11 protein-coding genes are annotated in these 13,213 nt (G+C 73.7%); all 11 read right to left on the bottom strand.

All coding sequences use genetic code 11. The features are described from left to right. Window positions 1–6 precede the first annotated feature (6 nt). The gene (locus tag ACZ4M3_RS32250) at window positions 7–1,044 is read right to left on the bottom strand and encodes an ADP-ribosylglycohydrolase family protein (protein ID WP_467738854.1); all 1,038 of its coding nucleotides are present in this window, start codon (window positions 1,042–1,044) and stop codon (window positions 7–9) included. 8 nt (window positions 1,045–1,052) lie between these two features. Beyond that, the gene (locus ACZ4M3_RS32245; RefSeq protein WP_467738676.1) at window positions 1,053–1,784 is read right to left on the bottom strand and encodes an NUDIX hydrolase; all 732 of its coding nucleotides are present in this window, start codon (window positions 1,782–1,784) and stop codon (window positions 1,053–1,055) included. Continuing rightward, window positions 1,781–2,920, bottom strand: a complete 1,140-nt coding sequence (locus tag ACZ4M3_RS32240; RefSeq protein WP_467738674.1) for an AAA family ATPase — start codon at window positions 2,918–2,920, stop codon at window positions 1,781–1,783. Before ACZ4M3_RS32240 ends, ACZ4M3_RS32245 begins: the two co-directional genes overlap by 4 nt. Continuing rightward, window positions 2,917–3,525, bottom strand: coding sequence for a nicotinamide riboside transporter PnuC (pnuC, locus tag ACZ4M3_RS32235; RefSeq protein WP_467738672.1), 609 nt, complete (start codon window positions 3,523–3,525; stop codon window positions 2,917–2,919). Before pnuC ends, ACZ4M3_RS32240 begins: the two co-directional genes overlap by 4 nt. Before the next feature lie 149 nt (window positions 3,526–3,674). Next, a complete protein-coding gene (locus ACZ4M3_RS32230) occupies window positions 3,675–4,946 on the bottom strand; it encodes a pseudouridine synthase (protein ID WP_467738670.1) in 1,272 nt (423 codons plus the stop codon). Further along, a complete protein-coding gene (gene scpB / locus ACZ4M3_RS32225; RefSeq protein WP_467738668.1) occupies window positions 4,946–5,605 on the bottom strand; it encodes an SMC-Scp complex subunit ScpB in 660 nt (219 codons plus the stop codon). Before scpB ends, ACZ4M3_RS32230 begins: the two co-directional genes overlap by 1 nt. After that, window positions 5,602–6,381 carry a segregation and condensation protein A gene (locus ACZ4M3_RS32220; protein ID WP_467738666.1) on the bottom strand — a complete coding sequence of 260 codons (780 nt, stop codon included), beginning with the start codon at window positions 6,379–6,381 and terminating at the stop codon, window positions 5,602–5,604. Before ACZ4M3_RS32220 ends, scpB begins: the two co-directional genes overlap by 4 nt. Window positions 6,382–7,906: 1,525 nt before the next feature. Further along, window positions 7,907–8,410, bottom strand: a complete 504-nt coding sequence (locus ACZ4M3_RS32215) for a hypothetical protein (protein ID WP_467738664.1) — start codon at window positions 8,408–8,410, stop codon at window positions 7,907–7,909. Beyond that, window positions 8,395–9,555: a ParA family protein gene (locus ACZ4M3_RS32210; protein ID WP_467738662.1), complete on the bottom strand. Its 1,161-nt coding sequence runs from the start codon at window positions 9,553–9,555 to the stop codon at window positions 8,395–8,397. Before ACZ4M3_RS32210 ends, ACZ4M3_RS32215 begins: the two co-directional genes overlap by 16 nt. A 326-nt stretch (window positions 9,556–9,881) precedes the next feature. Next, the gene (ald, locus tag ACZ4M3_RS32205) at window positions 9,882–10,997 is read right to left on the bottom strand and encodes an alanine dehydrogenase (RefSeq protein WP_453354555.1); all 1,116 of its coding nucleotides are present in this window, start codon (window positions 10,995–10,997) and stop codon (window positions 9,882–9,884) included. 152 nt (window positions 10,998–11,149) lie between these two features. Next, window positions 11,150–13,114 carry an AAA family ATPase gene (locus ACZ4M3_RS32200; protein WP_467738660.1) on the bottom strand — a complete coding sequence of 655 codons (1,965 nt, stop codon included), beginning with the start codon at window positions 13,112–13,114 and terminating at the stop codon, window positions 11,150–11,152. Window positions 13,115–13,213: the final 99 nt, after the last annotated feature.

The raw sequence follows: 13,213 nt of genomic DNA, 5'->3' as shown, positions 1-13,213 counted from the left end.
CGCCGCTCAGGCGTCCCAGAGCGCGCCGAACTCCAGCAGCTCGTCGCGGTGTTCGATCCGGTCCTGCCAGTCGGCGGGCCAGGCCGCCGCGCCGAGGTGGGCGCCCGCGAAGGCACCGGCGAGGCAGGCGAGGGAATCGGAGTCGCCCTGGGTGCAGGCGGCGCGGCGCAGGGCGAGCAGCGGTGACTCGGGGAAGAGGAGGAAACACTGCAGGGCCGTGGCGAGGGCCTCTTCGGCGATCCAGCCGTCGCCCGTGGTGAGGCACGGGTCCGTTTCGGGGGACGGGTCGCGCAGGGCCGCGGCGAGGCGGTCCAGGACGGCGAGGCAGTCGTCCCAGCCCCGCGCGATGAAGGACTCCGGGGTGGCGTCCGAGCCGGTGCGCATCCACAGGTCGCCCAGCCAGCGCTCGTGGTAGCGGGTGCGGTTGTCCAGGGCGTACGAGCGCAGCAGGCCCACCAGCCCCGTGGGCTCCGCGCCGCGCGCCAGCAGGTGGACGGCGCGCGCCGTCAGGTCGGAGGCGGCCAGCGCCGTCGGGTGGCCGTGCGTGAGGGCCGACTGGAGCTGGGCGGCGCCCGCCCGCTCCTCCTCCGTCCAGCCGGGTACCAGGCCCACGGGGGCGACCCGCATGTTCGCCCCGCAGCCCTTGGAGCCGGTCTGGCTGGCGGCGCGCCAGTCCCGTTCCGGCTCGTCCAGCAGCCGGCAGGCGCGCAGGCAGGTGTTGCCGGGGGCCCGGTTGTTCTCCGGGGAGTGGTACCAGTCGACGAACTCCTCCCGGACCGGACGCGTCAGCCGCAGCGGGCCGATCCGGCCGCGGTCCGTCGCCGTCCGGATGCCGCGCGCCAGGGCCAGGGTCATCTGGGTGTCGTCCGTGATGAGCGCCGGCCGGGGCAGCCGCATCTCCCGCCAGGGGCCGGTCTTCGCCAGGATCGACGGCACGTCGTTGAACTCCGTCGGGAACCCGAGGGCGTCGCCGAGGGCCAGGCCGATCAGGGCGCCGGTGGCGGCGCGCTTCACCACCGGGGCCTTGGCCGGCGTCGCCGTCATCGTCTGCGTCATCGCGGATGTCCTTCCGTGGGGCGGAGCAGGGGCGGGTGCAGGGCCGTCGCCGGTCCGGGGCGGTAGAGCGCGGCCGGTTTGCCACGGCCGCCGGTCAGCCGGGCGGCTCCGGGTACGGCCTCGACGAAGCCGGGCGTCGCGAGGACCTTGCGGCGGAAGTTGGGGCGGTCCAAGGCCGTGTCCCAGACGGTCTCGTAGACGGCCTGGAGCTCGCCGAGGGTGAACTGGGGCGGGCAGAAGGCGGTGGCCAGGCAGGTGTACTCCAGCTTCGAGCCCACCCGGGAGCGGGCGTCCGCGAGGATCACCGCGTGGTCGAACGCCAGGCCGGCCGCCTCCTCCACGGGCACCCAGCGGGCCCGGTCGGCGTCACCGCCGCCGTCCGCCGCGGGCTCGGGCATGTCGGGGACCAGCGCGGTGAACGCCACCGAGACCACCCGCATCCGCGGGTCGCGGCCGGGTTCGCTGTAGGTGCGCAGCTGTTCCAGGTGCAGGGCGGCCACCAGGCCGGGTGAGAGGCCCGTCTCCTCGGCGAGTTCCCGGCGGGCGGCCCTCTCGGCGGACTCGCGGGGCCGGACGAAGCCGCCGGGGAGCGCCCAGGCGCCCGCGTACGGTTCCTGACCGCGCCGGATCAGCAGGACGTGCAGGGCGCCGCCGCGCACGGTGAACACGGCGAGGTCGACCGTCACGGCGAACGGCTCGAAGGCGTGGGGGTCGTAGGCCGCGCTCACCGGTCCTCCGGCCGTACGCCGCCGGACTGCCGCACGTTCTGGGGCAGCCGGACGTTCTCGGGCAGCGGGTCCGCGAAGTACCATCCCTCGGCCAGCAGTTCGCCGACCGCCGCCACGGCCGCGGCGAGCCGCGCTTCGCGGTCGCCGCGCATGACGAGGAAACGTCTGCCGGTCCGCTCCAGTTCCTCCCGGAACCGGCCCGTCATCCAGGGCCGCAGGTGCTCTCCGTCGCGCAGGCCGTCGTCCTCGAACGGCACGTCCGCGTCGTCCGTCAGCAGGTAGAGGTCGCGCCGGGTCAGGGCGGCGATCTTCTCGACCTCCGCGTTGCGGGTGCCCAGGTACCGCTCGTGCCAGATCCCCGTGGCGAAGGAGTCGGTGTCGCAGAACAGCACCGGCGAGCCCAGCCGGGCGGCGCGTTCCTCCTCCGCGTCCTGGCGCCGGGCGATCACCGGGAACTCGCGGGAGGTGAACGTCACGTCCGCCCAGGAGGCGTCCGGGTCGGCGGCCCGCGCCACCGCGAGCTTCTCCTCGCTGTACCGGCGCCCGTACTCGGCGACCCAGCCGGTCTTCGACCACACCCCGCCCAGCCGCCGGTAGTGGGCCGCCAGGTCGCGGGACAGGGTCGTCGTGCCGGTGGACTCGGCGCCCAGGACGACGACCCGCCGGGTCAGGGCCGCCCGTACGCCCGGTCCGAGGAACTCCCAGCAACCGGCCGGGTCGGCGCGCACGGCCGTCCCCGACACCGGGAACAGCGTCCGCTCCCGGTCCACGAGTACCTCCTGCGCGCCGAAGCGCCGCGCGAGTTCGCTCCCGTACGCCTCCGAGGTGAAGACGGCGTCCACCCGCCGGGGCACCGCGGCGCGGAAGATCGCCATGTGGGCCTCCCAGACCGCCGGGTCGTGCAGGTCCACGGGGATGTCGTCGACCGCGCCGACCACGTGGGCGCCCGGGTGTTCCTCACGCATCCAGGCCACCCGGTCCGCCAGCGGCACCGACTCCACGGAGGCCGCGCAGACCAGGACGGTCAGCCGCTCGCACTGGTCCTGGGCGGTGCGCACCAGGTGGTGGTGGCCGGCGTGCGGCGGGTAGAACTTGCCCAGCACCAGCCCGTGCCCGTACCGCTTCCCGCCGCTCACGCCGTCGCCGCCACGGCCGTACGGGCGCCGCGCTCGGCGAGCTCGCGGCGCCAGCCCGCCAGTCCGGCCACGCACAGCAGGAGGAAGCCGCCGTAGAGCACGGAGGTCAGGTAGAGCCCCTTGTAGACGTACAGCGGGATGTAGACGAGGTCGGCGGCGATCCACAGCCACCAGGACTCCAGGAGCTTGCGGCACTGCCCGTAGGTGGCCATGAGGGAGAGCGCGGTGGTCAGCGCGTCCCAGAACGGGACGGTGGAGTCGGTGACCCGGCCGAGCAGCAGCGTCAGGCCGAGCATCCCCACCGCCCCCGCCGCGGCGAGCGCGGCCCATTCGGCGCGCGTGGTGCGGCGCACCGGCAGGGCCCCGGCGGTTCCTGGTCCACCCCCGTGGGTCCAGGCCCACCAGCCGTACGCGGCGAGGGCGATGAAGACGATCTGCAGGCCGGCGTCGGCGTAGAGGCCGGCCTGGGCGAACAGCACGATGAAGAAGACGTTGTTGGCGATGCCGATCGGCCAGTTGGCGATGTGCTGCCGGGCCACCAGCCAGACGCACACGGCGCCCGTGGCCGACCCGAGGATTTCGGTCCAGCTCGTGTTCCAGCCCATGGCGGCCCCACTCCCTTTATAGTCATCATGACTATAAACAGCACCGCGGGGCTGCGACAAGGGGGAAGGCCGCCCGAGATCGACCGCATACGGAAGGACCCGCGGCGCCCGAAGGCACCGCGGGTCCTGTCCGAGCCGGGCGGGACGGCCTACAGGCCGACCTCGCGCATCAGCATGCCGACCTCGGTGTTGGTCAGGCGGCGCAGCCAGCCGGACTTCTGGTCGCCCAGCTCGATCGGCCCGAATGCGGTGCGCACGAGCTTGTCGACCGGGAAGCCCGCCTCCGCCAGCATGCGGCGGACGATGTGCTTGCGGCCCTCGTGCAGGGTCACCTCGACCAGGTAGTTCTTGCCGACCTGGTCCAGGACGCGGAAGTTGTCGGCGCGGGCGTAGCCGTCCTCCAGCTCGATGCCGTCCTTGAGGCGCTTGCCGATGTCCCGGGGCAGGGAGCCGGTGATGGCGGCGACGTACGTCTTCTGCACGCCGTACTTGGGGTGCGTGAGGCGGTGGGCCAGCTCACCGTGGTTGGTGAGCAGGATGATGCCCTCGGTCTCGGTGTCGAGCCGGCCGACGTGGAACAGCCGCGTCTCGCGGTTGGTCACGTAGTCGCCGAGGCACTGGCGGCCGTCCGGGTCCTCCATGGTGGAGACGACGCCGGCGGGCTTGTTCAGCGCGAAGAACAGGTACGACTGGGTGGCGACGGTCAGGCCGTCCACCTTGATCTCGTCCTTCGGCTGGACGCGCTTGCCCTGCTCCAGCACGATCTCGCCGTTGACCTCGACGCGCGCCTGCTCGATGAGCTCCTCGCACGCACGGCGCGAGCCCATGCCGGCGCGGGCGAGCACCTTCTGCAGCCGCTCGCCCTCCTCCTCGGCGCCCGGGAAGGTCTTCGGCGTCTTGACGACGGGCTTGTCCGCGTACCGGTCGCGCACGCGCTCCTCGATCCGCGCGTCCAGCTCGCGGGGGCGGGACTGGCCGCTGCGGCTGCCGGGGCCGCGGCGCGGACCGCCGGCCCCGCCGATGCCGGGGGTCTTGGAGGTCTTGGGGCCGCCCTTGGCACCACCGCGCGCGGCCGCGCCGCGCGCACCGCCCCGGGCGCCGTCGGAGGCACCGCGGGCGCCGCCGCCGCCCGCCTTCGGGCCGCTGCGGCCCGAACGCTCGCCCTCGGGGCCGACGTCGTAGCGCCGCTCCTCGGGGCGGGGGTTGCGGGGACGCTGGGGCGCCTGGTCGCGGTCCCGGTCGCGGGAACCGCCCGCGCCCGAGCCCGAGCCGCCACCGCGGTAGCCGCCACCGCCGCCGGAGCCGCCGCCGCGGTAGCCACCGCCCGCGCCGGAGCCGGCGCCGCGGGAGTTTCCGCGCCCGCCACCACCGCCGCCGCTGTTCCTGTTGCCGCCGCCGTTGCCGTTACCGCTGCTTCGCATCAAAGTTCCGTCGTCTTGTCGTCTTCATCGGTATCCGGTGCATCCGGATCGAACGACGGAACACCCTCTTGCGTCTCGGCTTCGATCGCGTCCGCCTCGGGGAGGAAGGGCGCGAGCTCCGGGAGCTCGTCCAGGCCGCGCAGGCCCATCCGCTCCAGAAAGTAGTTCGTCGTCCTGTACAGGATCGCACCTGTTTCGGGTTCCGTCCCCGCCTCGGCCACCAGACCCCGCTGGAGCAGGGTCCGCATGACCCCGTCGCAGTTGACCCCGCGGACCGCCGAGACCCGCGAGCGGCTCACCGGCTGGCGGTACGCGACGATGGCCAGGGTCTCCAGGGCCGCCTGGGTGAGACGGGCCTGCTGGCCGTCCAGGACGAAGGCCTCGACCGCCGGGGCGTACTCGGCGCGGCTGTAGAACCGCCAGCCGCCCGCGACGGGGCGCAGCTCGAATCCGCGCCGCTGGACGGTGTACTCGTCGGCGAGCTCGCGCAGGGCGTCCGCCACCTCGCGCGGACTGCGCTCCAGCACCTTGGCGAGGTGCTCCTCGGTCGCGGGCTCGTCCACGACCATGAGGACGGCCTCCAGGGCGCCCTTGAGCGCGAGCCCGGCCACGTCGGCCACCACATCGGCCCCTTCGGCCACCTCGGCCACCTCGGTCATTCCTTCGCCTCCACGATCTGGTCGAACTCGTCCGTCACCCTCGGCATGCCGTCGCCGTCCCCGCCGCTCCAGCGCACCGTGAGCGTCCCGAGGGCCTGCTCCTGGTCGAGGACCACCGCCTTCTCGCGGTAGAGCTCCAGCAGGGCCAGGAAGCGCGCGACGACGGTGAGGGTGTCGGGGGCGCCCTCGGTGAGCTCCTGGAAGGTGGCCTCGCCGCGGGCCTTGAGCAGGGCGACGACCAGGCCGGCCTGCTCGCGGACGCTGACGAGCGGGGCGTGGATGTGCTCGACGTACACCTGGGGCTCGGCGCGGGGCCGCATGGCCTGTACGGCGAGCCGGGCGAAGCCGTCGGCGCCGATGCTGATGACGACCTCGGGCAACAGCTCGGCGTGGTGGGGCTCCAGTCCCACGGTACGGGGGTACCGCTTGCCCTCCTGCCGGGTCCAGTCCTGGAACAGCGCGGCGACCTGCTTGTACGCCCGGTACTGGAGCAGCCGCGCGAAGAGCAGGTCCCGGGCTTCGAGCAGGGCGAGGTCGGCCTCGTCCTCCACCTCGGCGGCGGGGAGCAGCCGGGCGGCCTTGAGGTCGAGCAGGGTCGCGGCGACGACGAGGAACTCGCTGGTCTGGTCGAGGTCCCAGTCGGGGCCCATGGCACAGATGTACGCCATGAACTCGTCGGTGACCTGGGAGAGCGCGACCTCGGTGACGTCGAGCTTGTGCCGGGAGATCAGCTGGAGCAGCAGATCGAACGGCCCCTCGAAATTGGCCAGCCGCAACGTGAACCGCCGTTCCCCGGAGCGGTCCGATGCCGCCGACGCCGAGCCGGGGCCCCCAGCATCCGGAACCCGGCCCTCCAGGCCGGAGGGCCGGGGGCGGTCGGCACGGTCCGCCGGGACGGGTGCCGCCGACGCCGCCGGGCCTGCTTGCCCGGTGAGCCCTACTCCCTCCGGCGCCGCCGCAGCCACCTCGCCACGTACGGCAGCACCGGCGGCCACCGCGCCGGGAGCCCCCGCCTCGGGGCCCGCCGGCCCGAAACCACCGGCATCCAGGACCGGGCCGGGACCCTCCGCCGCCGGGACCACCGGACCCATCGGACCCGCCGGGCCGGAAGGCCCGGGGCGACGGACAGCGGCGGCCGAGGCCACCCGAGCTCCGGGGTCCCGCGGACCCCAGCCCCGCCCCTGCTCGGCCACCGCGCCGGGAGTCCCCGCCTCGGGGCCCGCCGGCCCGAAACCACCGGCGGCGGGGCCGGGGCGGTGGACGTGGTCGGGGCCGTGGGGCTCGGACTCCTGGCACGCCGGGGCTGAGGGACCGGCATCCGGAGCCCGGGGGGTACGGGTACCGGCCGCGTCGCGCCGGTCGCGGCCCTCGGCCTCGGTGCCGTCCGGCCGGGGGGCGGCCGGGGCAGCGGCGCCCGGGCCGCGTCCCAGGTGGCGACGGGGCGGGCGGCCGGGTTCGGCGGGAAAGGGCATCGGGATCCAGGTTCGGGGTGGTACGGAGACGACCGTGCCAGCAGCCTAACCACCGGCCCGCCCGCTCCTGCCGACCGGCGCAACCCAACCCCCCGCGTCCCGGGGAACGGGCCGCACCCGGTCCACGGCAAGCGCGCCCCCGCGGACCCCGGACGAGCGGCCGATGACCGCCCGCCCCGGACAAGACCGAGGACCGACGGCGGAGCCGAAGCCGACCGAGCGGCACCACCGGCCAGGCGCGCCCGCCCGGCCCAGCGGCAGGCGGCGCACTCCCCGGCGGCTTGGCCGCCCAGGCCCGGCAGCGCCGTAGGGCGGGCGGTTGGCGCCCCGCCCCAGGCACCGGGGCGCCGAGGCGGGGGTGCGGGGCAGGCGCCGGGCAGCTTCCCCGGAGCGGGAGCCGGCCAGGGGCCGACGCGGGGGGCCGCCCGACGACGGCCCAGCCGAAGCCGACGGCCTCGGGCAGCAGCGGCGGCCGACCCGCTGTCACGTCCTGACGGTCTGGCCCCGCCACACGAATGCCGGGGCCGGGGGCAGTCCCTGGCCGAGGCGCCGGAGCGGGGGGACGGTGGGACGGTGGGACGGTGGGACGGTGGGACGGGGCGAGCACCGCGCCCCCTCAACGGCGTTCCCCGGCCGACGAGCGACGGGCCGGCCGGGGGCGGCAGGCGGCCGGTGGCGGGCGCCCCGATGATCCGGCCGCGCCAGAGGACGGGCGGTCACGACGGGCGGCGAAGCGGCGGGGCAGGCGGCGAGGGGACTGCCCGTTACGGAAGCCGGGGCGCACGGGCGTCGCGGAGGCGGCCCGGCGCAGGAGCCGGGTCCGGGCGGGTCAGCGGCCGCGGAGGCGGCGGACCAGGATGCTGGCGTCGCCGCGCGACTCCAGGTCGGCCAGGACCACCGCCACCGCCTCGCGGACGATACGGCCGCGGTCGACCGCCAGGCCGTGCTCCCCGCGCAGCACCAGCCGCGCGTGCTCCAGGTCCATGAGCTCCTCCGCGGAGACGTAGACCGTGATCTTCTCGTCGTGCCGCTCACGCCCGCTGGGGCGCCGGTTCGCGCCCCGGCCCTGACCCTTGCCCGGCCGGGGCGAGGACGCCCCGGCCGCGGTGGCAGAACCTTCCTGCGGACGCCGCTGCGCGCCCACCGCCGGTTCCCCGGCCTCCCGGCCGCCCCGGCCCTCGTCCGCCGAAGCGGACGGTGAGGGCGACGGCGAAGGCGAGCCGTTCGTCACCGGCTCCTCCACCCCGCGCCGCGGCGAGGACGACTGGAGCGCCATCCCCCCGGTCGTACGGAACAGTTCGTCGGCTCCGGGCAGACTCACTCGGCGGGACACCGGGCGAGCACCTCCCTGGCCAGCTGGCGGTAGGCGGCGGCGCCGACGGAGTTGGAGGCGTAGGTGGTGATCGGCTCGCCGGCGACCGTGGTCTCCGGGAAGCGCACCGTGCGGCCGATGACCGTGTGGTAGACGTGGTCGTCGAACGCCTCGACGACGCGCGCCAGCACCTCACGGCTGTGCACCGTACGGGAGTCGTACATCGTGGCGAGGATGCCGTCGAGCTCCAGCTCGGGGTTGAGCCGCTCCTGCACCTTCTCGATCGTCTCGGTCAGCAGCGCCACACCGCGCAGCGCGAAGAACTCGCACTCCAGCGGCACGATGACCTTGTGAGCCGCCGTCAGGGCGTTCACGGTCAGCAGGCCGAGCGAGGGCTGACAGTCGATCACGATGTAGTCGTAGTCCTGCATCAGCGGCTTGAGCGCCCGCTGGAGGGTGGACTCGCGCGCGACCTCGCTGACCAACTGCACTTCGGCGGCGGACAGGTCGATGTTGCTCGGCAGCAGGTCCATGTTGGGCACGGCCGTCTTGAGCAGCACCTCGTCGGCCGACATGCCCCGCTCCATGAGCAGGTTGTAGACCGTCAGGTCGAGTTCCATCGGGTTGACGCCGAGGCCCACGGACAGCGCGCCCTGCGGGTCGAAGTCGACGAGCAGCACGCGGCGCCCGTACTCGGCGAGCGCGGCACCCAGGTTGATGGTCGACGTGGTCTTGCCCACGCCGCCCTTCTGGTTGCACATCGCGATGATCTTCGCGGGACCGTGGTCGGTCAGCGGGCCCGGGATCGGGAAGTACGGCAGCGGCCGTCCGGTCGGGCCGATCCGCTCGCGGCGCTGGCGGGCAGCGTCGGGGGCGAGAGTGGCCGCGTACTCGGGGTCGGGCTCGTACTCCGCGTCGGGGTCGTAGAAGTGCCCTTCGGGCACCTGGTCGTAGTCGGCGAATCCCACGGGCTGTTCGCCGCTCGGGTCGCCGGCCCTGGAGTTCACGTCTAGGCCGTCCATGCTCTTTTGGGGCGTCGTCATGTGCTGGTGGTTTGCGAAGGTGCGGACTGCGACGGAGCCGACAGGCTCGGCTCCGGCGGGACCTCGGCCCCGCTCTGGCGTTCCTGCTCGACCACCCCCAGGAGCAAATGTCGACTCATTCACAAGTCGTCTTACCTCCTCGGACGTGACCAGGACACTTATCGATAGGTCAGCGTGGCACCATGCCGACGGTTGGCGACTCTATGGCGTGTCACCACTCAGCGGCAACACAATCCGCCGGACCCGCCGCGTTGTGTCGGCAAGCGAACACCACTCTGTCAAGGGCGTACGAGCTGTCACTGCGAAGTTTCGCGGGTGTGCGAAAGGGTTAAAGGGTTACGTTCGAGGCGAGTTGAGCGGGGTCCCCGCGCGCCGCGCAAACGCGTCCGGCCGGACCTTGCGGGCAAGGTCCGGCCGGAGACGTGAGATTGACGTCAGTCGTTGACGGTTCAGCCCAGCAGCGTGTTCAGCGGCAGGGTCTCAAGGCCGTGGGCCTCGGCGACCGGACCGTAAACGACCTTGCCGTCGTGGGTGTTGAGGCCCAGCGCGAGCGCCGGGTCACGGCGCAGCGCCTCGACCCAGCCGAGGTTCGCGAGCTGCACGATGTACGGCAGGGTCGCGTTCGTGAGGGCGTAGGTCGAGGTGTTCGGCACGGCGCCCGGCATGTTGGCGACGCAGTAGAAGACCGAGTTGTGGACCTGGAAGGTCGGCTCGGCGTGGGTGGTCGGACGGGAGTCCTCGAAGCAGCCGCCCTGGTCGATCGCAATGTCGACAAGGACACTTCCGGGCTTCATCTTGGCGACGAGCTCGTTGGTGACCAGCTTGGGGGCCTTCGCACCCGGGATCAGCACCGCACCGATGACCAGGTCGGCCTCGATGACGGCCTTCTCCAGCTCGTAGGCGTTGGAGACGATCGTCTTGATCTTCGTGCCGAAGATCTTGTCGGCCTCGCGGAGCTTGTTGATGTCCTTGTCGAGCAGGGTCACGTGGAAGCCCATGCCGATGGCGATCTGCGCGGCGTTCCAGCCGGAGACGCCGCCGCCGATGACCACGCACTCGCCGGCGTGGGTGCCGGGGACGCCGCCGGGGAGCACGCCGCGGCCGCCGGCCGAGCGCATCAGGTGGTAGGCGCCGACCTGCGGGGCCAGCCGGCCCGCGACCTCGGACATCGGGGCGAGCAGCGGGAGCGCGCGGTTGGCGAGCTCGACCGTCTCGTACGCGATGGCGGTGGTGCCGGACTCCAGCAGGGCGTCCGTGCACTCGCGGGAGGCCGCCAGGTGCAGGTAGGTGAAGAGGGTCTGGTCCTTGCGGAGGCGGTGGTACTCCTCCGCGATCGGCTCCTTGACCTTCAGCAGCAGGTCAGCGGTCTGCCAGACCTCGTCGGCGGTACCGAGGATCTCGGCGCCCGCGGCGACGTACTCGGCGTCCGTGATCGAGGAGCCGACACCGGCGTTCTGCTCGACGAAGACCTGGTGGCCGTTGCGGACGAGCTCGTGGACACCGGCGGGGGTGATGGCCACGCGGAACTCGTTGTTCTTGACCTCGCGGGGGATGCCGACCTTCATCGTCGATCACGGTCCTTGGCTCAGGGGATATTTCGGGGCACTTCCATACATACCCGCCCACAAGAACGCGCAACGGGATGCACCACGAGATGACGTGGTGAAGCCAGTCTAATGAAGGATGAGGCGCTGTCTAGCCTTGCAAACAAATAATCTCAGTCGGAATCACTGCGGATTTCGCAGGCTGCGGGGTCGTCTCCCAGCAATCTGTCGGCCGCGGACCGGTGCAGCCGCGCGGCCGCCGGGTCGCCCAGCCGGTCGAGCGTGTCGGCCAGTCGCACCTGGAGGGCGGCCTGGAGCCGCAGGTCTCCCGCCCTGCGCGCCAGCTCGACGGCCTGACGGCAGGTGTGCAGCGATTCCGCGGGCCGGCCGGCGTACTCCTGAATGCGCGCCATCTCGCTCAACGCCTTTGCCTGGCCCGGGACATCGGCCAGTTTCCGGTACCCCGCGGCGGCCGCCCGCCAGCTGCGCAGCGCGTCCCCGTACCGGCCCGCATAGGTGTGTACGTTGCCCAGCCGTCCGTACAGCCTCGCCTCGTCCGCGCGCTCCCCCCGGGCGAGTGCCTGGGACAGGGCCCGGCCGAACCAGTCGCAGGCCCGGTGCCAGTCCGCCAGCTCCTGGTACGCACCGCCTACGGATTCCATCGCGCGGCCCGTCGCGTAGGGGTCGTTCGCCGCCTTTCCGGCGTCCAGCGCGGCCCGGTAGCGCTCCAGTGCCTCGTGGGTACGGCCCGTCTCGGCATCCAGATCGGCCAGGTTCAGCAACGCCGCGGCGCGCTCCCGGTGCAGCCCGCGGCGCTCGGCGACGCCGAGGACCAGGCGGTGCAGCCCGTACAGCTCGGGCGCGGCGGCGGTGGTGCCGCGGTGCTCGGCCAGGGCCCGGACCAGGGCGGCGACCAGCCGCCGGGCCAGGGTGTCGAGCTCCCCGTCCGCCACCGCGAGGGAGGCCGAGGCGGTCAGGGCGGGCAGCCGGGTGTCCAGCCAGGTGGCCGCCGCGCGCCGGTCGGGGAAGCGCAGCGCGCGCGGCAGCCCGTCCAGCCGCTCCCGTACGTGTTCCTCGTCGTCCGCGGCCATGGCCCGGCAGGAGCCCAGCAGCCGCACGGTGCGCTCCAGCATCCGGGCGCGGGCCAGCTGCACCTCGGCCGGCCGCTCCCGGGCCTCCAGCAGCGCCCGCAGCAGCGGTGCCAGGCAGCCGGGCAGCAGGAACAGCCCGTCCTGCGCGTGCCGTACGAGGCCCAGCCCGGCGAAGTCCTCCAGGGTGGACTGGGCCGCGGCGACGGAACAGCCGGCGAGGGCGGATGCGGTGTGCGAGTCGACGATCCCGGCGGGCGCGAGCGGAAGCAGCCGCAGGGTGCGCTGGGCGGGCTGCGGCAGGGACTCGTAGACGAGCCGGAAGGCGCGGCCGAGCGGCCCGTCGGTGCCGGGCGGCATGTCGTGGAGCTGCTTGGCCACGTCGGCGACGGAGGCCTGCGGATGGGCGGCGAGCCAGCCGCCGGCCAGGCTGAGCGCGGCGGGCTGCCCCCCGCACTCCTGGGCGAGGGCTTCGGCGGCGAGCGGGTCGACGGTGATCCGGGTGTCGCGGATGCCACCGGCCAGCATCTTGACCGCCGAGGGGGTGTCGAGGCCGCCGAGGGTGCAGGGGCGGACATCCGGAATCCCGGTGAGCGGCCCCTCCGCGGTGACCACCACCAGGCATTCGGGGGTGTCCGGCAGCAGCGCGTCGACCTGGTGCGGGTCGGCGGCGTCGTCCACGAGCAGGACCGCCCGCTTGCCCTTGAGGGCGGCGCGCAGGGCGGAGCTGAGGTCGTCTTCGCAGGCACCGGGCGGGGTGGGCCGCCCCAGCCCCTCCAGCAGGGTGCGCACCGCCCGTTCGGTGGCGACGGTTCCGCCGCCGGGCAGGGTGAGCCGTACGCGCAGCAGCCCGTCGGGGTACTGGTCGCGGACCTCCCGTACGAACTCCTCGGCCAGGGCCGTGCGCCCCGATCCCGGACGTCCGGCGATGAGCAGCACCCGCGCGCGGGGGGCCTTGGCCTTGCGGCCCGAGAGGGTGTCGAGTCCGGTCCGCGCGATGTCCTCGCGCAGCTCCTTGAGCTCACGCCGCCGCCCGACGAAATCCGTCACGGATCCGCTCCTCTCCCTGCCTTAGGGTTGCCGAGCGTAGTTCACGCAGAGCGACGGTCCGTGTCGAGCGCGGCGGGTAGATCGCCCGATCGGATCAGC

This window comes from Streptomyces sp. NPDC026522, from assembly GCF_055567555.1.
The sequence above is the reverse complement of the archived record's forward strand: the minus strand, read 5'-3'. Positions and strand labels throughout refer to the sequence as shown.

Bases quoted from the DNA above. Each gene is read 5' to 3' on its own strand.
- scpB (WP_467738668.1), bottom strand. From the start codon at position 5,605: ATGACCGAGGTGGCCGAGGTGGCCGAAGGGGCCGATGTGGTGGCCGAC.
- ald (WP_453354555.1), bottom strand. From the start codon at position 10,997: ATGAAGGTCGGCATCCCCCGCGAGGTCAAGAACAACGAGTTCCGCGTG.
- ACZ4M3_RS32230 (WP_467738670.1), bottom strand. From the start codon at position 4,946: ATGCGAAGCAGCGGTAACGGCAACGGCGGCGGCAACAGGAACAGCGGC.
- pnuC (WP_467738672.1), bottom strand. From the start codon at position 3,525: ATGGGCTGGAACACGAGCTGGACCGAAATCCTCGGGTCGGCCACGGGC.
- ACZ4M3_RS32250 (WP_467738854.1), bottom strand. From the start codon at position 1,044: ATGACGGCGACGCCGGCCAAGGCCCCGGTGGTGAAGCGCGCCGCCACC.